The sequence below is a fragment of the Streptomyces sp. NPDC045678 genome (genome assembly GCF_056432085.1).
In genome coordinates this window covers 444,722-463,446 of record NZ_JBWKJS010000003.1, presented here as the reverse complement: position 1 = coordinate 463,446, position 18,725 = coordinate 444,722, and the positions used below count along the sequence as shown (strand labels likewise).

Sequence of the window (18,725 nt, the reverse complement as noted above, 5' to 3'; positions counted from 1 at the left end):
CGTCGCAGGTACTACTCGGCGGCCCTACGGGGTGCCGCGGCCCGACGGGCGCACCACGCCCGTCTCGTACGCGTACACCGCGGCCTGCGTGCGGTCGCGCAGGCCCAGCTTCACCAGGATGCGGCCGACGTGCGTCTTCACGGTCTGCTCGGCGACCACGAGCCGGGAGGCGATCTCCGCGTTCGACAGGCCCTGCGCGATCAGGGCGAGGACCTCCGTCTCGCGTCCGGTCAGCTCGCCGACCCGCGGCTTGAGCGGGCCGCGCGTCCCGCCGTCCATGCGGGAGAACTCCGCGATGAGGCGCCGGGTGATCCCCGGCGCGAGCAGCGCGTCCCCGGCCGCCACGACACGGACCGCCTCGGCGAGCTGGTCCGCCGACGCGTCCTTGAGCAGAAACCCGGAGGCGCCCGCGCGCAGCGCCTCGTACACGTACTCGTCGAGGTCGAAGGTGGTGAGGACCAGGACGCGCACGTCGGGCTGGGCCGCCGTGATGCGGCGGGTCGCCTCGATGCCGCTCAGCTCGGGCATGCGGATGTCCATGAGGACCACGTCCGGCACGAGCCCGGCGACCTTGGCGACCGCGTCCGCGCCGTCGACGGCCTGGCCGATCACCTCGATGTCCGGCTCGGCGTTGAGCAGGACGGAGAAGCCCTGCCTGACCATGATCTGGTCGTCGGCGATCAGGACCTTGATCGTCATGGCGTGGTCTCTCCGTCGGTCGGTGTCATGGATGTGGGTGTGGGTGTGGTCGTGTACGGCAGGAAGGCCGATACCTCGTAGCCGCCGTCCTGGGTGGGGCCCGTGGCGAGGTCGCCGCCCAGCATCGCCGTCCGCTCCCGCATGCCGAGCAGCCCGTGGCCCGCGCCGGGCGACGGCGGCGCGGCGGTGCGCGCGCCGGAGTCGGTGACCCGGACGTGGAGCCCGGGCCGCGCGTACGTGAGGTCGATCCGCACCGTCGAGCCCGGCGCGTGCCGGATCGCGTTGCTGAGCGCCTCCTGCACGATGCGGTACGCCGACAGGTCGACGCCTGGCGACAGCGGCCGCGGCTCCCCCGCGCTCTCGCGGCGCACGGTGAGCCCGGCCGCGCGCGCGTTGTCGAGGAGGACGTCCAGACGGTCCAGGGTGGGCAGCGGGGCCTGCGGGGCGGCCTCCGGGTCCCCGGGGTTCTCCGAGCGCAGGACGCCGAGGACGCGGCGCAGCTCGGTGAGGGCTTCGAGGGCGTTCTCCCTGATGCCCGCGAGGTTCTCCCTGAGCTCGTCGGGCGGGTCCTCGACCAGGTGCGGGGCGACCTGCGCCTGGATGGAGATGACGGACATGTGGTGGGCGACCACGTCGTGCAGTTCGCGGGCGATGCGGCTGCGCTCCTCGAGGAGGGTGCGGCGGGCCCGCTCCTCGGCGGTGATGGTCTCCTGCTCGACGAGCCGGGTGCGGACCTCGCGGCGGCCGCGCAGGAGGGTGCCGACGAGGGTGACGGCGCCGAACACGAGGGCCGCGAGGGGCACCGTCGTGTCGTACGGGCCGGGGTTGCTCGTCTGTTGCAGCAGGAGCGGGACGCCGACGCTCAGCCCGCACGCCGCCCAGGCGGCCCTGGCCGGCAGCCGCAGCGCGAGCAGCAGCGTCACCGTGGCGTGTGCGAAGAGTGCGGGCGGGCCCCACGGCCAGGGTTGGGGGCCCTGGTCGGACGGCACTGCCACCAGGGCGGCGCCCTGGACGGACGGCACCGTCGTCAGGGCGGCGGCGGTCGTGTTCATGGCGAGGGACAGCCACCACGCGGGCACCGGCCGCACCAGCGCGAGGAGCAGCGCGGCGGCCTGCAGCAGCGCCATCAGCGTGCCGACGGTGTGCCCGAGGTGGTAGCGCTGCGACAGCTGGTCGAGGTTGCCGACGGTCGTGGTGACGGTGACGCCGACGACCACGACGTGCGGGAACCAGCGCAGCAGCCGGGGCTGCCGGAACGGCGGCAGCGGCATGCGCGCCGCCGTCCCCAGATCGCGGCGCAAGACCTTCAGCCCCGCCACGACCGCCCGGTCGAACCGCTCCCCGTCACCGCTGCCGCGGTCCGCCTCTTTCACAAGATCAACCCTAGGCACGCCGCACCCCCTCCGCCGCCACGCCCCCGACCCCACGCCGCGCCTGCCCACCGGGGGCCGGCGCCTGCCCACCGGGGGTCCCGCCCCGGGCGCCCCTCTCGTACGTGCGGAACGCCGACCGGCATACCGCGAGTCCGAGTCCGAAGGCCGGGAGCCAGGCGACGCGGGCCAGTACCCAGCTCGGGCCGTCCGGCGCCGTGTGCAGGCCGGGCAGCGGGGTTCCGGCGAGCAGGCCGAGCGCGGTGACCGCCATCAGGGCGGTCTGGTGCCAGAGGAATATCGTCATCGCGGACAGGTTCACGAGGGCGACCGCCGCCCAGGCCGCGGGCCTGCGCAGCCACCGGCCCAGGGGCTCCCGCAGCAGCACCGCGAGGCCGCACTGGGCGAGGCCGAAGGTGGCGGCCGCCAGGGTCGGCGGGTCCAGGTTCGACACCGTCCCGCCCGGCACGCCGACCATCGCGGCCGGGTAGCCGGCCCACAGGACGAGGCCCGCGGTGGCCGCCGCGCCGCCCACGAGCAGCACCCGTCCCGCCGTCCGCGTCAGCTCGCCCCGCGACCAGGCGGCGCCCAGGGTGTACGGCACGAGCCAGCCCGCCGCCACGTTCACCCAGCCCAGCCACGCGGGGCCGCCGAAGCCGAACCGCACGAGGTCCACGTGGAGAACGACGGCCAGCGGCCACAGCGGGTTGAGCCGCCGCACCAGCGGGGTGGCGGCGGTGAGCGCCGCGAAGACCAGCAGGAACCACAGGGGCGAGAGCGCCAGCTCGACCAGCGTGTGGACGGTGGCCAGGTCCGCGCCGGACAGGAGCAGGCCCGCGGTGACGGCGGTCCACAGCGCGAGTACGGCGGCGACCGGCCTGAAGAGGCGGCCGATCCTGGCGGCGAGCCACGCGCGGTATCCGGTGCCGCGCTCGCGGGCCGCCGCGTACCCCTTCGCCGCCACGTATCCGCCCACCAGGAAGAACACGGCCAGCGTCTGGAAGACCCAGGAGATCGGCGCGAGCCACGGCATGCCGCTCAGCGGGCTCGCCGTGTGCAGCGTGCCGCCGTCCGGGACCAGGGCGGTGACCAGCCAGTGGCCGCCCACCACGCCGAGGATGGCGAGGGCCCGCAGCGCGTCGAGGGCACGGTCCCTGCCGGGTGGTGTGGCGGCGTCCACGCGCCGGACGAGGGCGGAAAGGCGGTGGGCGGAAAGGCGGTGCTCACGCATGAGTGACCTCCGGTGCGTCGCCTCGCACGATCCGTGCGAGATTGCCGAGCGGGACCGAGCCCGGCTTCAGGTAGTCGCTGTGGCCGCCGTCGCCCGCCGCGAAGACGCGGGCGCCGTACTCCGCGGAGACCGGGTCGGTGCCGAAGCCGACGGTCGTGCCGAAGAGGTCGGCGCTGGTGTGCGGCACGTCGGCGATCCAGTCGTCGGAGCCGCGCCCCGCCCAGATCCGGGCCCGTGTGTGCAGGTCGGCGGCCTTGTCGACGCCGGTGCCCGGGCTGCCGTAGAGCGCGATGTCGGCGACGTACAGGCCGCGCGGGTCCGCCGCGGCACTGGCGCACACCACCGAGCCGTACGAGTGGCAGAGCAGGGACACACGCGCGTGGGCGTTGATCGCGTGGAGTCCGCCGACGAAGGAGCGCAGGGCGGGCGCCGCGGCGTCCGCGCGGCCCGTGGTGAGGACGGCGGGGCTGACGGTGCCCGGCGTCTCGTATCCGAGCCAGGCCACGACGGCCGTGCGCGGGGCGGGCCCGGCCTGCCGGTCGAGCTCCGCGCGCAGGGCCAGGGCGCCGGAGCGCAGCCTGTCGTACGAGTCGAGGGACGTGTCCGAGCCCGGTACGAGGACGGCGACGCGGTCCGCGTCCGCCAGGTCGCCGAACACCTCGGCGGTGCGGCCGGTGCCGCGCCCGTCGAAGGCGAGGAACGTGCGGTGCGGGGAGGCCATGGCGCGCAGGGTCGCGGCCCGCTCCTTCGCGCCGTACCCCTCGGCCAGGGCCGCCGCCCGGCTGGCGTTGGCCCGGTTCGCCGTGTACGCGCCGGGGAGCGTGGCCGCCGTGACGCGGCCGAGGGAGGCGGGGGCGGGGGCCGGGATCTCCGGGCGGGCGGCGCCCGACAGCGGGATCACCACGGCGGCGGCGACGCCGACGGCCAACAGGGTGCGGCGCAGCCGTCCGGCCCGGAACCTCATCACGTCCTACCCTTCCGCTTCTTCGCGGGCCGGGGTTCCGACTCGCGCTCACGGAAAGGAAGTTATGGATCAGGCTCTGTAGCTCACATCACGCTGGGGTATACAGCCGCGCGTAGCTCTCAGGTATTACGGGTATCCCGGGGCCCCACGGGCCTCCACCATCCCACGGGCCCCCACCATCCCACGGGCGCCCACCGACGGTCGTCAGAAGGCCAGTTGCGCGATCTCCTCCGCGACGACCGCGCACGCGTCGGCCGCCGGGTCGATCAACGGGAAGTGCCCCACGTCCTCGAGGAGCGTCAGGCCCACGACCTCGCCCGCCCTGGCCGCCGCGTCGGCGTACGCCTCGGACACGGCCTGCGGCACGACGATGTCGGTGCGTCCCTGCACGACCGTCGTGGCGATGCCGGAGGGCAGCAGCGCGGCCGGGTCGGCGTACGGCAGCCGCTCCTCGAAGCGGGCCGCGCCGCCCAGGAGTTGCGCGGACGCGCCCCCGCAGACCTCCAGCGCCTCCGCGGTACGGAAGTCGGCGATCGGCGCCAGCGCGACGACACCGCGCAGCGGGGCGGGCCTGCCGGTGCGCCAGGGAGCGTCGGCGGGCAGCAGGTGCCGTGCGGCCACCCACAGCGCGAGGTGGCCGCCGGCGGAGTGCCCGGTCACCACGGTGCGGCGCGGATCGGCGGAGGGCAGCGCGTCCCGTACGAGCGCGGGGAGCGTGTCGAACGCGGCGGCCACGTCGTCGAAGGTCTCCGGCCAGCGCCCGGCGACGGGGCCGGTGCCGCCCTGGGCGGGGATCGGGCTGCCCCTGCGGTACTCGACGTTGGCCACCGCGAAGCCGCGGCGGGCCAGGAAGTCGGCGAAGGGGGTGACGTGCTGCCGGTCGTAGGGCGCGCGCCAGGCGCCGCCGTGCAGGACGACGACGAGGGGGGCCGGGCGCGGGGTGTCGCCCCTGGGGGCGTAGAGGTCCACGACCTGGTCGGGGTGGTCGCCGTACGCGACGGTGGCGTCCGGCTCCACGGCGGGATGCGAGAAGGCGGCTTCGGCCTCGGCGGCATCGCGGGCCACGGCGGCGTCGTCCGGCATGCGGCAACCTCTCCACAGCAGTGCGGCTGGCGTTCGGCCCCCGCTCTCCCGGCGCACGGGAAAGCGGGGGCAAGATCCGCCGGACGCTATCAGGCCAGCGTGCGGGCGAGTACACGAGCCGCCCGCTCGGCGTCGCCGAAGGAGACGTACAGCGGCGTGAATCCGAACCGCAGCACGTCCGGGGCGCGGAAGTCGCCCACAACGCCCTGCTCGATCAGGCGCCGCATCACGTCACCCGCACCCTCGCAGCGCAGCGCGACCTGGCTGCCGCGCTCGGCGTGCGCGGCCGGGGTGAGGGACTCGACGCGGCCCGTCGGCACGTACGCCCCGACGCACCGCAGGAAGAAGTCCGTCAGGGCCAGGGACTTGGCGCGGACCGCGTCGATGGAGACGCCGTCCCAGGCGTCGAGGGACGCTTCCAGGGCGAGCATCGACAGGATGTCCGGCGTGCCGACGCGGCCGCGCAACGCACCGTCCGCCGCCGCGAACTCGGGGCGCATGCCGAAGGGTTCGGCGTGCGAGTTCCAGCCGGGCAGCGGTGAGTCGAAGCGGGGCTGGAGGGCTTCGCGTACGTAGAGGTAGGCGGGGGAGCCCGGGCCGCCGTTCAGGTACTTGTAGGTGCAGCCCACCGCGAGGTCCACGCCGTGTTCGTCCAGGCCGACGGGGAGGGCGCCCGCCGTGTGGCACAGGTCCCAGACGACGAGCGCGCCCGCCGCGTGGACGGCCGCCGTGAGGCCGGGCAGGTCGTGCAGGCGGCCGGTGCGGTAGTCGGCGTGGTTGAGCAGGACGGCGGCGGTGCGGTCGCCGAGGACGCCGGGGACGTCGCCGGGCGCCACGGGGATCAGACGGCATCCGGTGAGGCGGGCCGCCGACTCCGCGATGTACCCGTCCGTGGGGAACGTCGTGGCGTCAACGACGATCTCGTCGCGCCCCTCGGAAGGGTTGCCGGAGGCCCGCGCGATACGGACCGCGGCCACCAGCGCCTTGAACACGTTGACGCTGGTGGAGTCGCCGACGACGATCTGGCCCCGGGCGGCGCCGACGAGCGGCGCGATGCGGTCGCCGATGCGCTCCGGCGCGGTCCACCAGCCGCTCTCGTCCCAGGAGCGGATGCGGAGTCTGCCCCACTCGTGGGTCATCACCTCGGCGAGGCGGCCCGGCACGTTCGCGGGCAGGGCGCCCAGCGAGTTGCCGTCCAGGTACACCGTCTCGTCGAGGACGAACTCCTTGCGCTTCGCGGCGAGTTCGTCTCTGGCGTCCAGGGCCTCGGCCTCGGATCTGAGGTCCTCGCGCGGGAGGTCTTCGCGCGGGAGGTCTTCGCGCGGGTCAGACATGGCTCCTCGCAGTCCACAGCTCGGGGAACACGTTCTTCGTGGCGCGCTTCTCCAGCCAGGCGACGCCCGCCGAGCCGCCCGTGCCCGTCTTGGAGCCCATGGCGCGGCGGGTGGCGACGAGGTGGTCGTTGCGCCAGCGCCAGACCAGCTCGCCGACGTCCGTGAGCGTCTCGCCGAGACGGGCCAGATCGGCGCTCTCGTCACCGGAGTAGAGCTCGGTCCAGACGGCCTCGACCTCGGGCGACGGCTCGTAGCGCTTGGAGAGGTCGCGATTGAGGACGGACGCCGGTATCGCGTAGCCGCGGCGGGCGAGGAGGCCGAGCACCTCGTCGTACAGGCTCGGCTCCTGGAGGGCCTTCTCCAGCTCCGCGTGGACGCGGGGCGCCCCGCGGTGCGGGACGAGCATGGACGCGGACTTGTCGCCGAGCAGGAACTCCATGCGGCGGTACATCGCGGACTGGAAGCCGGATCCCTCGCCGAGCGCGCCGCGGTACGAGTTGAACTGGGCGGGGGTGAGCTGGGCGAGCGGACGCCAGGATGCGTTCAGGGCCTCCAGCTCGCGCAGGCTGCGCTTGAGCGCGGCCACCGCCACGGGGATGTCGTCGCGGCGCAGGGCGTGCGCCGCGGTCTCCCACTCGTGGACGATCACCGTGAACCACAGCTCCATGACCTGGGTGGTGACCAGGAAGACCATCTCGCCGGGGTCGTCCGAGCGCAGGTGCTGGAGGTGGGTGAGGACGTCCGCCTGCACGTAGTCCTCGTACGGGGTGGTGCCTGCGAAGTCGAGGTTCGGGCTCTCCGCCTCGTTGGCCTCGGTGGACGCCGCGCGCTCCTCGGGGGATGCCTCTTGCGTCTCTGGGGACATCACTGTCTCCTCGATACGTACTCCGGGTAGCGGTCCGCCCCTGCCGTTACCGACACGGGGGCCCCGGTCCCCACGGGAATCTTCTGCAACTTTCCCCGAATCGGCAAGGCATGCCCTCGCGTGACAGCAGCTAAGCCGTTACGCCACTTTCCTCCGCGCCCGCGTGTCCGCGGCGCCGCTCCCGGCAGGCGCGCAGATGGGCGGCGTTCCCGCAGCCGCGGACCGAGTGCCAGACGCCGCTGTTGTTGCGCGAGCGGTCGTAGAACGCGGCGGAACAGGCCGTGTTGCGGCAGATCTTCAGGCGGCGCCAGGTGCCGGACGCCTGGGCGAGAAGGCCCTCGGCGAGCACCGCGGACGCCAGCCAGCGCGCGCCCGCGCCCTCCGGCTCCAGGGTGAGGGTGCCGTCGCCCGCGAGCCCGACGACGACCGGCGCGGAGGTGAAGCGCACCGCGCCGCCGCCGCAGTCGCCCGCGGCGAGCGCGCGCCGCACCTGGTCGCGCAGGCAGCGCAGCTTGGACAGGTCCTCCGCCGACAGGGACAGGCGTACGTCACCGCGCCCCGTCTCGGCCGCCCAGCCGCGCACGACGGGGTCGGCCCACTCCTGGGCACGGTCGAGCGCCCCGTCGGCGAGCAGGTCGACGGAGTCGGGGCGGTCGGCGGGCGCGGTGTTCAGGAGGTCCTGGACAAGGGCGAGGCCGCCGGGCGCGGGGGTCAGGCCGAGGCGCTCGGTCGCGGGCCAGTTCATGCCCTTCACGGTACTAGCCTCTCGGCCACCGTCCCCGAAAGACATGAGCTAAATACTTACAGTGCTGTCATGGGCGTACGATGCCCGCATGGATGCCACGGAAACCACCACCTCGCGTGCCGCCCGACTCCTCGGCCGCCCCTTCGACATCAACGGCCTCAGCCTGCGCAACCGCATCGCCATGGCCCCCATGACCCGCGAGTTCTCCCCGGACGGCGTGCCCGGCGCCGATGTGGCCGAGTACTACGCGCGCCGCGCCGCGGGCGGTGTCGGCCTGATCGTCACCGAGGGCACGTACGTCGACCACGACTCGGCCGGCAGCAGCCACCGCGTCCCGCGCTTCCACGGCGAGGCCGCGCTCGCGGGCTGGCAGCGCGTCGCCGAGGCCGTGCACACGGCGGGCGGCAAGATCGTCCCGCAGCTGTGGCACGTCGGCACGGACCGCGACGAGGGCCAGGGCCCGGTCCCCTCCGCGCCGTCCGCGGGCCCCTCCGGACTCGGCCTCGACGGCAACGCCAAGGGGCACACGATGACGGGCGCCGACATCGACGACGTGATCCAGGCCTTCGCGGACAGTGCGGCCGCCGCCGAGCGCATCGGCTTCGACGGGGTCGAACTGCACGGCGCGCACGGCTACTTGATCGACCAGTTCCTCTGGAGCCGCACCAACCGACGCACCGACGGCTACGGCGGCGACCTCGCGTCCCGCACCCGGTTCGCCGCGGAGATCGTCGAGGCGGTGCGCGCGGCGGTCTCCCCTTCGTTCCCCGTGATCTTCCGGCTCTCCCAGTGGAAGGCGTACGCGTTCGACGCGAGGCTCGCCACGGACCCGGCGGAACTGGAGGCGCTGCTCGCCCCGCTCGCGGCCGCGGGCGTCGACGCGTTCCACGCCTCCACGCGCCGCTACTGGCTCCCGGAGTTCGACGGCGACGACCTGAACCTCGCGGGCTGGGTCAAGAAGCTCACCGGCAAGGCCACGCTGTCGGTCGGCTCGGTCGGCCTCGACAAGGAGTTCATCGGCCCGCAGGGCTTCGCCAAAAAGACCGCGTCGACCGGCATCGACCTGCTCCTCGACCGCATGGAGCGCGATGAGTTCGACGTCATCGCGGTGGGCCGCTCGCTGATCGCGGACCCGGAGTGGGCGAACAAGGCCCTCACGGACCGCCTCGGGGAGGCGATCCCGTACGACGCGGGGATGCTGCGCAGCCTGAGCTGACTCCTCCCGCGGGCCCGCGGTGGCTGATCGCGCAGTTCCCCGCGCCCCTAAAAACGAGACCTCTCCCCTCCCCTTGAAGGCTGAGCGGCGCCGGGGAGGGTTTCAGCCCGTCCGGCGATTGAGGACGAGGCCGTTCAGGCCGATGAGGGGGTCCGGGGGCGGCGCCCCCGAGGGTGGGGGTCCGGGGGCATCGCCCCCGTGACGGCAGCCCCGGACCCCGCTCACGTCAGCCGAGCGTCTTCGCCGCGGTCTCGGACGAGTCGCGAAGGAAGCCCGCGCAGCGCTCGTACTCCTCCTGCTCGCCGATCGACTGCGCGGCCCGCGCCAGGGCGTGCAGCGCGCGCAGGAAGCCGCGGTTGGGCTCGTGCTCCCACGGCACCGGGCCGTGGCCCTTCCAGCCGCTGCGGCGCAGGGAGTCGAGGCCCCGGTGGTAACCCGTGCGGGCGTACGCGTACGACTCGACGACGCTGCCCCGCTCGTACGCCTCGTCGGCGAGCTGGGCCCAGGCGAGCGAGGACGTCGGGTACTTCGCGGCGACGTCGGCGGGTGCCGCGCCGTTCGCGAGCAGCTCGCGCGGCTCGGGGTCGTCGGGCAGGTGGGTCGGGGGCGGTCCCCCGAGCAGATCCTTGTGAATGGCCATGGGTCCAAGTCTGCGGCATGCCGTATCGGCGAAGGCCCCGGGTGTCACAGCGAAGGCCCCGGGTCTCACCGCGCAGGCCCCGGACCGGCACGGCGAAGGCCCCGGGTCACCGGCCCGGGGCCTTCGCACGCGCGGAACGCGGGTTACTTCAGCTTCGTACCCGTGGAGCGCAGGTTCCCGCACGCCTCGGTGACCCGCTTGGCCATGCCCGCCTCGGCGGCCTTGCCCCAGGTGCGCGGGTCGTACGTCTTCTTCGAGCCGACCTCGCCGTCGACCTTCAGGACGCCGTCGTAGTTGCGGAACATGTGGTCCGCGACCGGACGCGTGAACGCGTACTGCGTGTCCGTGTCGAGGTTCATCTTCACGACGCCGTTCTCCAGCGCCGTGGCGATCTCCTCGGCGGTCGAGCCGGAGCCGCCGTGGAACACGAAGTCGAAGGGCGACTGCTTGCCGTACTTCGCGCCGACACCCTCCTGGAGGTCCTTGAGGAGCTCGGGGCGCAGGACGACGTTGCCCGGCTTGTAGACACCGTGGACATTGCCGAAGGACGCGGCGAGCAGGTAGCGCCCCTTCTCGCCGAGACCGAGGGCCTCCGCCGTACGCAGCGCGTCGTCGACCGTCGTGTACAGCTCGTCGTTGATCTCGTGCGTGACGCCGTCCTCCTCACCGCCGGTCGGGGTGATCTCGACCTCGAGGATGATCTTCGCGGCGGCGGCCTTGGCGAGCAGCTCCTGGCCGATGGCCAGGTTGTCGGCGAGGGTCTCGGCGGAACCGTCCCACATGTGGGACTGGAACAGCGGGTTCCGGCCGGCCTTGACGCGCTCGGCGGAGACGTCGATCAGCGGGCGGACGTACGTGTCCAGCTTGTCCTTGGGGCAGTGGTCCGTGTGCAGCGCGATCGTGACGTCGTACTTCGCGGCGACGATGTGCGCGAACTCGGCGAGCGCGACCGCGCCGGTCACCATGTCCTTGTTGTGCTGGCCGCCCAGGAACTCCGCGCCACCGGTGGAGATCTGGATGATGCCGTCGCTCTCGGCCTCGGCGAAGCCGCGCAGGGCCGCGTGCAGGGTCTGCGAGGACGTCACGTTGATCGCCGGGTAGGCGAACTTGCCTGCCTTCGCCCGGTCGAGCATCTCGGCGTAGACCTCGGGGGTTGCGATGGGCATGTGTCCGCTCCTTGTGATGTGCGGGTGTGTGCTTGGCCCTGACCTGTGGGGGCGACGTCATCGTCGCCCCCATCTTTCCAGACGTGGCCCTCAGTCCAGGCCGAGGTCGTCCTTCGAGTACGCGAAGAGGTAGGGCACGCCCGCTCCCTCGGTGATCTTCTCGCCCGCGCCGGTGGCCCGGTCCACGATCGTGGCGACGCCGACGACCTCGGCGCCCGCCTCGCGGACGGCTTCGACGGCGGTCAGCGGCGAGCCGCCGGTGGTGGAGGTGTCCTCGACGACCAGGACGCGGCGGCCCTTGATGTCGGGGCCCTCGACGCGGCGCTGCATGCCGTGCGCCTTGGCGGCCTTGCGCACGACGAACGCGTCCAGGCGCTTGCCGCGGGCGGCGGACGCGTGCAGCATCGCGCCGGCCACCGGATCGGCGCCCATGGTCAGACCGCCCACGGCGTCGAAGTCCAGGTCGGCGGTGAGGTCCAGCAGGACCTGGCCGACCAGCGGCGCGGCCTCGCCGTCGAGGGTGATCCGGCGGAGGTCGATGTAGTAGTCGGCCTCCAGGCCGGAGGAGAGCGTCACCTTGCCGTGCACGACGGCCTTGTCCTTGATCTGCTGCAGCAGCTCGCCGCGTACGTCAGTCATGCCCAGAAGCTTAAAGGCGTCGCCAGGTCCACGTGGTCGCCGTCTCCAGGGGCTCGATGGGGGTGACCAGGCGCGGGTCGGTGTTGAGGCCGTTGGGCGGGCCCGTCTGCGGCTCCACGCAGACCGCGGCGTCCTGCTCGTCGTAGACGACGACCCACGGCTCGCGGCTCTTGACGTTCACTTCGAGCCGTCCGGGCCAGGTCAGGGTCACGTCGACGCCGTCGGGCATGCCGAAGCAGTCGTCCCAGGGTCCTGGCCGTACGTCGACGCGGCGGCCCGTGGGCAGGTGGTCGTCGCCGCGCTCCTCCTGCCAGGCGGCGTCGAAGTCGATGCGGACGGGCTCGCCGCCGTCCTCGAGGACCCGGTTGAACCAGGGGTGCCAGCCGGCCTGCGCGGGGAACGAGTCGCCGTACGTCTCGACGCCCATGCGGAGCGTCAGGCCGTCCTCGGTGAGCTCCACGATCTGGGTGACGCGGCCCGGGTAGGGCCAGGGGTCGGTCAGGTCGTACGTGAAGGCCGCCTCGGTCTTCGACGTCCGTGCCGTGCGCCACTCGGCGTCGCGCGCGAAGCCGTGGATGGCGTGGGGCGGGGAGTTCAGCGGCATCTGGTGGACGGCGGCGCCGTCGCGGAACCGCCCGTCCGCGATCCGGCCGCACCAGGGCACCATCGGGAAGCAGCCGTACTTCTTCCCCTGGCGCAGCAGCTCGACGCCGCCGACGCGCAGACTTCCGATGCGGCAGCCGTTGCCCGGCTGCACCGTCACTTCCGCGTCGCCCGCGGTGAGGGTCACGTCTTCGGTACTCACAGGGCCGACCCTATGACGTGGAACGTCCGACAGGTCTCAGCGGCGGCGGCGCAGGGCCCTGCCGACGACGATCGCCGAGGCGAGCGCGAGGGCGGCGGCGGGCGCGGCCCAGCGGAGCGTGGCGTTGGCGGCGAGGGACTCGGGGGCGGGCGCCGGTGCGTACCGGCCGCGGGGCGGGGCGTGGTCGACCTCCTCCGCGCTGCGGCCGATCATGGTGCGGCGGGCGTGCGCGGCCTCGGCGGGCGGTACGCCGATGGTCTCCAGGTCCTCGAGATCCTCGATGGTCTCCAGGTCCTCGATGCCGTCCGCGTCGTCCAGGACGTTGGTGTCGTCGAGGCTGATGCCGTCGTCGTCGAGGTCGTCCACGTCGTCGACGCCGTCGAGGTCGTCGTCGGCGTCTGCGTCGCTCAGCGGGTCCAGGGACGGCGGCGGCACCTCCGTCTGGAACACGGTCACCGTGTGGGTCGCGGGCGCCTGCGGCTCCTCGGGCGCCGTGTCGGGCGGCGCCCCCGCTCCGAGCGCCTCGGCGAACCGCTCGATGAGCCGGCGCACCGCGGATTCCACAGCCTGTGGAGAACCCTCCGTGATCCGCCCGTCGGCGGTCGCGCTACCGCCGAACACGAGGTTCGTGCCCTCGGCGGCCGGTTCGAGCCGCACGGTCAGCGTGAACTTCACGGAGCCCGAGCCGCGCACTTCCACGCCCTCGGCCTCCAGCGCGTACGTCCCGTCCTTGCGGGCGTCGGTCCGCGCCGAGCCCCGATAGGTGATGGAGTGCCCGTCGACGCGCACTTTGAGGCGCCCGGAGAGCGGCCCCGCCGTCTCCCCCTCGCCCCCCACGTCGCGCTGGAGCCCGGGCACCGCCCCGGCGACCCTCTCGGGGTCGGCCAGGACCTGCCGGAGCCGCTCTGCAGAAACCGGAACGAACACCTCATGCTCCATGGCAGTTGAGCCTACCCACGTGTCCGCCACCATGTGCGACAGTTCGCCGGTCGGTGTACGTCAGTTCGCGTAACGCGGATGCATCAGGGTGGACGGCGCGAGACCGCGCTGCCGCGTCAGCTCCGCCGCGGGCCCCCCGGCGCGCACCACCGCCGACGCCGCCGCCCTGCGCAGGACCGGGTGAGTCCGCGAGGCCAGCACGAAACCCCAGTCGCGGGGCGCCGTCGGCCCGCCCGCCGTGCGGTCGGGCCCGGGGGCGAACCCGGACTGCCTGCCGCCCACGCGGTACGCCACGGTCCGCAGCCCCGCCGCGCGCAGCGTCGCCTCGACCGTCCAGAAGACACGGGGCCGGGTCGACAGGGGTCCCGCGTGGACGGCGAGGCGGCCGCCGTCGGCGAGGACGCGGGTGGCCAGGCCGTAGAACTCCTGGGAGTACAGCTTCGTGCTGGGCGTGATGCCGGGGTCGGGCAGGTCGGAGATCACCACGTCGTACCGCGCGCGGGTGAGACGCAGCCAGCGGAACGCGTCGGCGTGGATGACGCGGACGCGCGGGTCGCGGTAGGCGTGGGCGTTCAGCTCGCTGAGGGCCGGGTCGTGCCGTGCGAGGTCGACGACGCCCGTGTCGAGCTCGACGACGTCGACGCGGCGCACGCCCGGGTGGCGCAGGACCTCGCGCGCCGCGAGGCCGTCGCCGCCGCCGAGGATCAGCACGCGCGCGTGGGGCCCGCGCATCGCGGGGGCGACGAGACCCCGGTGGTAGCGCGCCTCGTCGCGTCCGCTGATGCGCAGGCGGCCGTCGAGGAAGAGGTCGAGGGAGCCGAGCCGTCCGCCGGTGAGGACGACTTCCTGGACGTCGGTCTGCACGGCGACCCGCACGTCGGTGCCGTACACGGCGCGCCGGGCGGCCCGCTCGAAGTCGTCGACGAGCACGGCGGCGGAGGCGAGCAGGGAGAGGACGACGACGTTCACGGTGAGGAGCACCCAGCGGGCGCGCACGCTCAGGTCCTGCCGGAAGAGGCCGAACACGAGCGCGCCGCCCGCGACGGCGTTGACGGAGCCGGTGAACAGGGCGCCCGTCAGCTGCCCGAACAGCGGCAGGAGCAGGAAGGGGAAGGCGATCCCGCCGACCAGCGCCCCCACGTAGTCCGCGGCGAACAGGTCGGCGACCGCGCCGCCCGCGTCCTGCCTGCGGATGCGCTGGATGAGCACCATGAGGAGCGGCACCTCGGCGCCGATGAGGATGCCGATGGCGAGGGAGAACGCGACGAGCAGGTACCGCGAGCCGCCCGCCCACAGCTCGCCGCGGCCGCCGGACCACGCGAACGCCGCGTAAAGGACCATGGCGCTGCACCCGCCGACCAGCGCGAGCGCCGATTCGAGGAGGCCGAACCAGGCGGACGCGCGGTGCCTGAGCCGCTTGGCGAGCAGCGAGCCGATCCCCATGGCGAAGACCATCACCGAGAGCACGACGGACGCCTGGGTGACCGAGTCACCGATCAAGTACGCGGCGAGGGCGACGAGTTCCAGTTCGTAGACGAGGCCGCAGGCAGCACAGACGAACACGCCCGCAAGGACGAAGAAGCGTCCCGTCCGGGGCGAGACCGGCAGGCGCACCGTCGACTCGATCACGCCTGGAACGCTACGTCACCGCACGCTCACACCGGGTCCCCCACATGAGTGTAAACGGGGGTGCGCACCCCTACCCGTGTGCGGGTCGCGACGAGTTGGCCCTCCTGCGGGTACGCGTGCCACGTACGCCACATCAGGGCCCCTTCGTGCCGCTGCGCGAGGAGCGCGGTGAACGCGTGCGGGCTGCCGGGGAAGACTCCCGCGAGGCCGTGCGGGTGCTCGGCGACGAGAGCGAGCAATTCCTGTGCGCGGCCCGCGAACTGACCGTGCGACAGGGTCTCGACGCGCGCGGCGAATTCGTACTCCCATTCGCCGACGCGCTTGGAGACGCCGAGCGGCAGCGGTGTGCTGCTGCCGGGGATGCAGGCCACCGTTTCGGAACAGCCGCCCCGCTCCTCCTCCAGGAGGACCTGGTGCGAGGCTCCGAGGAGCCTCAACTGCATTCTCGCGTCGTCGAGTTCGAGGTCGAGGGTGGCGAGCGCGGGCAACGGCTCGCGCCCCAGGGCCCAGGCGAGATCCGCGGCGCGCGTGTCGGTATAGCCAGTCTTCAGGGTCGTGAGCATGGGTCGGCTCCGCTAACACGCAATGGAGGTGGGGCCGGCGCACCCGGAAGAGGCTCCGGGCGGTCGGTATGCCGGCTCGTGCCCACGAGAACGTCTTACGGGTTTCCAGATTGCTGTCCGTGAAACCTGCGCCGGTAGAGGAAACCTGCGCCGGTCCGCGAAACCTGTACCGGACGTCCGAGGGCGGTGCTGACGTTTAAGAGGGAATCATGGTCGGCGACACTGCCACTGCACTTTTACCCAACTTCGTGTGGTTTCCATCCCCATGAGGGCTACACAGTTCAACTGTTCAGTACAGCCACACGGCACAACACAGAAACGCCCGGCGGGGTTTGAGCGCCCCGCCGGGCGTTTCCGTGGAACCGGTGGACCAGCTGCCCCGTGTCAGCTGCCTCCGCCGCATCCGCCCCCGCCGCCTCCGCACGAGGAGCCACCGCCCCCGCAGGAGGACCCGCCTCCGCACGAGGAGCCGCCGCCACACGAGGAACCGCCGTCGTGCCCGCCGCCCCCGGCCCACCAGCTGCCGCCGCCCGCCGAACCGGACGCCGCCCCCGAGCCGCTCCACCGCGACCGCCTGGAGCGCCGGCCGCTTCCCCCATAACCGATCGCCGCGGCCAGGGCGAACACGAGCACCGCCACGAAGACGAAAGCCACGATCATGGCCCCCACACTCCTTCCGTTCCCCCGAAGCAGGTCCCCCGTGGGCCGTGCTCCGTGCGTGACAGGGGGATGCCCCTGCTCGCACCGGCGCAAAGCAGAGTTGAGGAACTCCAGAGGTTCGGCGCAGGATGGCGGCCATGACCTCCACTTCCGGGAGCGGGCGCCCGCTGCTCAATCGCCGCCTCGCCGAGTTCGGTACGACGATTTTCGCCGAGATGTCCGCCCTCGCGGTCTCCACGGGCGCGATCAACCTGGGCCAGGGCTTCCCGGACACCGACGGCCCCGAGTCCGTCCGGGAAGCGGCGGTACGGGCGCTGCGCGACGGCCGCGGCAACCAGTACCCGCCGGGGCCCGGCGTCCCGGAGCTCCGCACGGCGATCGCCGAGCACCAACTGGCCCGGTACGCGCTCTCGTACGACCCCGACCGCGAGGTCCTCGTGACGGCGGGCGCCACCGAGGCCATCGCGGCGTCGCTGCTCGCGCTCGTCGAGCCCGGCGACGAGGTCATCGCCCTGGAGCCCTACTACGACTCGTACGCCGCCTCGATCGCCCTCGCGGGCGGCACGCGCGTCCCGGTCACGCTGCGCCCCGATGAGGGCCGCTTCCGCCTGGACCTGGACGAGCTGCGCGACGCGGTCACCGACCGCACCCGTCTGATCCTCCTGAACACCCCGCACAACCCGACCGGCACGGTCCTCACCCGAGCCGAGCTCACGGAGATCGCGCACCTCGCGGTCGAGCGCGACCTCCTCGTCGTCACCGACGAGGTCTACGAGCACCTCGTCTTCGACGACGCCGAGCACATCCCGCTCGCCACGTTCCCCGGCATGCGCGAGCGCACGGTCAGCATCGGCTCCGCGGGCAAGACGTTCTCGTTCACGGGCTGGAAGGTCGGCTGGGTCACCGCGTCGCCCGAGCTGGTCTCCGCGGTCCGCTCGGCGAAGCAGTTCCTCACGTACGTCTCCTCGGGCCCGTTCCAGTACGCGGTGGCCGAAGCGCTCGCCCTGCCCGACTCCTACTTCGACGACTTCCGCGCCGACCTGCGGGCCAAGCGGGACCTGCTGAGCGACGGCCTGACGGCGGCGGGCTTCGACGTCTACCGGCCGGCCGGCACGTACTTCGTCACGACCGACATCACCCCGCTCGGCCTCGGCGGGAGCGACGGCTTCGCCTTCTGCCGGGCGCTGCCGGAGCGGGCCGGCGTCGTCGCCATCCCGAACGCGGTCTTCTACGACCACCGGGACGCGGGCGCGCCGTTCGTACGGTTCGCCTTCTGCAAGAAGACCGCTGTCCTGGAGGAGGCGGTGACGCGGCTCAAGTCCTTGGCGGGCTGACGCCGGGAACGACGACGGAGCCCGGCGGGGATGGTTGCACACCCCCGCCGGGCTCCGTCGCGCGTACGGACCCTCAGGCCTCGTCGCCCTCCGACTTCTCGTCGGCCTCGGCGGAGTCGACCTCGGACTCCAGGCCCAGCTGCTCGACGAGCCAGCGGTCGAACTCGATCGCGGCGCGCACCCAGCTGACGGTCGACGACACGAAGTGCTCCAGCGAGACGCCGGTGCCGATCAGCATCTGGGCCTCGCCGATGAGGCGGACCGTGCCGTCGTCGTGCGTGTGGCTGTAGACCTTCGGCCACAGCGTCCGGCGGTTCCAGTCGTCGATCGACTCGAGAAGCTGCTGCTTCTCCTCGATCTGGTGCGGCCGGTCGTAGAACGTCCGCACCGAGAAGACCTGCTGGTCGCCCTCGCCGCGGAACATGAAGTACGTGCGGAACTCCTCCCACGGCGCCGCGAGGTCACCCTCGTCGTCGACGACGTGCTTGAGCTCCATCTGGTCCAGGAGCTGCTTGACCAGGTCCTGGTCGGGGACGACGGGGCCCGCCGGTCCTGCGCCCTGCTGCGGTTCGGGCTGGCCCCCGAAATTCGGAATCGAGGACGGGTCGATGCTCACGTGCTGTGTCCCTTCGTATGGATGGGCCCATCCTCTCTCAGGATGGGCCCCCGGGGGCAAGCCCGGCTCCTCGCCTGCCGGGTTTCCGCCGTTCGCCGTCTGCGGACAAGCCGTGGCCGGTCGCGCAGTTCCCCGCGCCCCTGAAGGGGCGCTCCCGCAGGGACGCCCCTAGGGGCGCGGGGAACTGCGCGAGGACGGACCACTGCCCGCAGACGGAGAACCGTGCG

The 18,725-nt window shown here is 73.1% G+C and carries 19 protein-coding genes; 2 read left to right on the top strand and 17 right to left on the bottom strand.

The genetic code is table 11. From position 1 onward, the window contains the following. Window positions 1–24 precede the first annotated feature (24 nt). The 8 genes from AC07DO_RS13055 to AC07DO_RS13020 form a co-directional block, all read right to left on the bottom strand. Window positions 25–699: a response regulator gene (locus AC07DO_RS13055; RefSeq protein ID WP_479059213.1), complete on the bottom strand. Its 675-nt coding sequence runs from the start codon at window positions 697–699 to the stop codon at window positions 25–27. Continuing rightward, window positions 696–2,072 carry a sensor histidine kinase gene (locus AC07DO_RS13050; protein WP_479059212.1) on the bottom strand — a complete coding sequence of 459 codons (1,377 nt, stop codon included), beginning with the start codon at window positions 2,070–2,072 and terminating at the stop codon, window positions 696–698. Before AC07DO_RS13050 ends, AC07DO_RS13055 begins: the two co-directional genes overlap by 4 nt. Window positions 2,073–2,082: 10 nt before the next feature. Beyond that, window positions 2,083–3,300 (bottom strand): acyltransferase family protein, encoded by a 1,218-nt coding sequence (locus tag AC07DO_RS13045; protein ID WP_479059210.1) that lies wholly within the window; start codon window positions 3,298–3,300, stop codon window positions 2,083–2,085. Further along, window positions 3,293–4,264, bottom strand: coding sequence for an alpha/beta hydrolase (locus tag AC07DO_RS13040; protein WP_479059725.1), 972 nt, complete (start codon window positions 4,262–4,264; stop codon window positions 3,293–3,295). The genes AC07DO_RS13045 and AC07DO_RS13040 overlap by 8 nt, the downstream gene beginning before the upstream one ends. Before the next feature lie 204 nt (window positions 4,265–4,468). Continuing rightward, window positions 4,469–5,347: an alpha/beta hydrolase family protein gene (locus tag AC07DO_RS13035; RefSeq protein WP_479059209.1), complete on the bottom strand. Its 879-nt coding sequence runs from the start codon at window positions 5,345–5,347 to the stop codon at window positions 4,469–4,471. Window positions 5,348–5,436: 89 nt separating this feature from the next. Further along, window positions 5,437–6,681, bottom strand: coding sequence for a kynureninase (gene kynU / locus AC07DO_RS13030; RefSeq protein WP_479059208.1), 1,245 nt, complete (start codon window positions 6,679–6,681; stop codon window positions 5,437–5,439). Beyond that, a complete protein-coding gene (locus AC07DO_RS13025; RefSeq protein WP_479059207.1) occupies window positions 6,674–7,546 on the bottom strand; it encodes a tryptophan 2,3-dioxygenase family protein in 873 nt (290 codons plus the stop codon). Before AC07DO_RS13025 ends, kynU begins: the two co-directional genes overlap by 8 nt. A gap of 130 nt (window positions 7,547–7,676) precedes the next feature. Continuing rightward, entirely contained in the window at window positions 7,677–8,291 is a 615-nt protein-coding gene (locus tag AC07DO_RS13020) for a CGNR zinc finger domain-containing protein (protein WP_479059205.1), read from the bottom strand. Window positions 8,292–8,379: 88 nt separating this feature from the next. Between AC07DO_RS13020 and AC07DO_RS13015 the strand changes: the two genes are divergently transcribed. Then, window positions 8,380–9,507, top strand: a complete 1,128-nt coding sequence (locus AC07DO_RS13015; protein ID WP_479059203.1) for an NADH:flavin oxidoreductase — start codon at window positions 8,380–8,382, stop codon at window positions 9,505–9,507. A 226-nt stretch (window positions 9,508–9,733) separates the two neighbouring features. On the opposite strand, the gene AC07DO_RS13010 is transcribed toward AC07DO_RS13015, so the two are convergent. The 8 genes from AC07DO_RS13010 to AC07DO_RS12975 form a co-directional block, all read right to left on the bottom strand. Next, a complete protein-coding gene (locus AC07DO_RS13010) occupies window positions 9,734–10,147 on the bottom strand; it encodes a DUF3151 domain-containing protein (RefSeq protein WP_055564980.1) in 414 nt (137 codons plus the stop codon). 143 nt (window positions 10,148–10,290) lie between these two features. Continuing rightward, the gene (gene fbaA, locus AC07DO_RS13005; RefSeq protein WP_479059201.1) at window positions 10,291–11,313 is read right to left on the bottom strand and encodes a class II fructose-bisphosphate aldolase; all 1,023 of its coding nucleotides are present in this window, start codon (window positions 11,311–11,313) and stop codon (window positions 10,291–10,293) included. A gap of 90 nt (window positions 11,314–11,403) precedes the next feature. Then, window positions 11,404–11,952 carry an orotate phosphoribosyltransferase gene (gene pyrE / locus AC07DO_RS13000; protein ID WP_062774598.1) on the bottom strand — a complete coding sequence of 183 codons (549 nt, stop codon included), beginning with the start codon at window positions 11,950–11,952 and terminating at the stop codon, window positions 11,404–11,406. A 10-nt stretch (window positions 11,953–11,962) separates the two neighbouring features. After that, a complete protein-coding gene (locus tag AC07DO_RS12995; protein ID WP_479059200.1) occupies window positions 11,963–12,757 on the bottom strand; it encodes an aldose epimerase family protein in 795 nt (264 codons plus the stop codon). Window positions 12,758–12,793: 36 nt separating this feature from the next. Next, window positions 12,794–13,696: an SRPBCC family protein gene (locus tag AC07DO_RS12990; protein ID WP_479059198.1), complete on the bottom strand. Its 903-nt coding sequence runs from the start codon at window positions 13,694–13,696 to the stop codon at window positions 12,794–12,796. Window positions 13,697–13,756: 60 nt separating this feature from the next. Beyond that, entirely contained in the window at window positions 13,757–15,325 is a 1,569-nt protein-coding gene (locus AC07DO_RS12985; protein WP_479059197.1) for a polyamine aminopropyltransferase, read from the bottom strand. Between the two features lie 26 nt (window positions 15,326–15,351). Next, a complete protein-coding gene (locus AC07DO_RS12980; protein WP_479059195.1) occupies window positions 15,352–15,888 on the bottom strand; it encodes a DUF2617 family protein in 537 nt (178 codons plus the stop codon). A gap of 384 nt (window positions 15,889–16,272) precedes the next feature. Further along, window positions 16,273–16,548: a hypothetical protein gene (locus tag AC07DO_RS12975; protein WP_479059194.1), complete on the bottom strand. Its 276-nt coding sequence runs from the start codon at window positions 16,546–16,548 to the stop codon at window positions 16,273–16,275. 128 nt (window positions 16,549–16,676) lie between these two features. Here AC07DO_RS12975 and AC07DO_RS12970 point away from each other — a divergent pair, with 128 nt between their 5' ends. Next, window positions 16,677–17,882, top strand: coding sequence for a pyridoxal phosphate-dependent aminotransferase (locus tag AC07DO_RS12970; RefSeq protein WP_479059192.1), 1,206 nt, complete (start codon window positions 16,677–16,679; stop codon window positions 17,880–17,882). Between the two features lie 73 nt (window positions 17,883–17,955). Here the strand turns inward: AC07DO_RS12970 and AC07DO_RS12965 are convergent, their stop codons facing one another. Then, window positions 17,956–18,498 carry a YbjN domain-containing protein gene (locus tag AC07DO_RS12965; protein WP_479059190.1) on the bottom strand — a complete coding sequence of 181 codons (543 nt, stop codon included), beginning with the start codon at window positions 18,496–18,498 and terminating at the stop codon, window positions 17,956–17,958. Window positions 18,499–18,725: the final 227 nt, after the last annotated feature.

Coding starts and splice junctions, on each gene's coding strand:
- AC07DO_RS13010 (WP_055564980.1), bottom strand. CDS start 10,147: ATGGCCATTCACAAGGATCTGCTCGGGGGACCGCCCCCGACCCACCTG.
- AC07DO_RS13055 (WP_479059213.1), bottom strand. CDS start 699: ATGACGATCAAGGTCCTGATCGCCGACGACCAGATCATGGTCAGGCAG.
- AC07DO_RS13020 (WP_479059205.1), bottom strand. CDS start 8,291: ATGAACTGGCCCGCGACCGAGCGCCTCGGCCTGACCCCCGCGCCCGGC.
- AC07DO_RS13035 (WP_479059209.1), bottom strand. CDS start 5,347: ATGCCGGACGACGCCGCCGTGGCCCGCGATGCCGCCGAGGCCGAAGCC.
- pyrE (WP_062774598.1), bottom strand. CDS start 11,952: ATGACTGACGTACGCGGCGAGCTGCTGCAGCAGATCAAGGACAAGGCC.
- AC07DO_RS13040 (WP_479059725.1), bottom strand. CDS start 4,264: ATGAGGTTCCGGGCCGGACGGCTGCGCCGCACCCTGTTGGCCGTCGGC.
- AC07DO_RS13015 (WP_479059203.1), top strand. CDS start 8,380: ATGGATGCCACGGAAACCACCACCTCGCGTGCCGCCCGACTCCTCGGC.
- AC07DO_RS12970 (WP_479059192.1), top strand. CDS start 16,677: ATGGCGGCCATGACCTCCACTTCCGGGAGCGGGCGCCCGCTGCTCAAT.
- AC07DO_RS12975 (WP_479059194.1), bottom strand. CDS start 16,548: ATGATCGTGGCTTTCGTCTTCGTGGCGGTGCTCGTGTTCGCCCTGGCC.
- AC07DO_RS12990 (WP_479059198.1), bottom strand. CDS start 13,696: ATGGAGCATGAGGTGTTCGTTCCGGTTTCTGCAGAGCGGCTCCGGCAG.
- AC07DO_RS12980 (WP_479059195.1), bottom strand. CDS start 15,888: ATGCTCACGACCCTGAAGACTGGCTATACCGACACGCGCGCCGCGGAT.
- fbaA (WP_479059201.1), bottom strand. CDS start 11,313: ATGCCCATCGCAACCCCCGAGGTCTACGCCGAGATGCTCGACCGGGCG.
- AC07DO_RS13025 (WP_479059207.1), bottom strand. CDS start 7,546: ATGTCCCCAGAGACGCAAGAGGCATCCCCCGAGGAGCGCGCGGCGTCC.
- AC07DO_RS13045 (WP_479059210.1), bottom strand. CDS start 3,300: ATGCGTGAGCACCGCCTTTCCGCCCACCGCCTTTCCGCCCTCGTCCGG.
- kynU (WP_479059208.1), bottom strand. CDS start 6,681: ATGTCTGACCCGCGCGAAGACCTCCCGCGCGAAGACCTCCCGCGCGAG.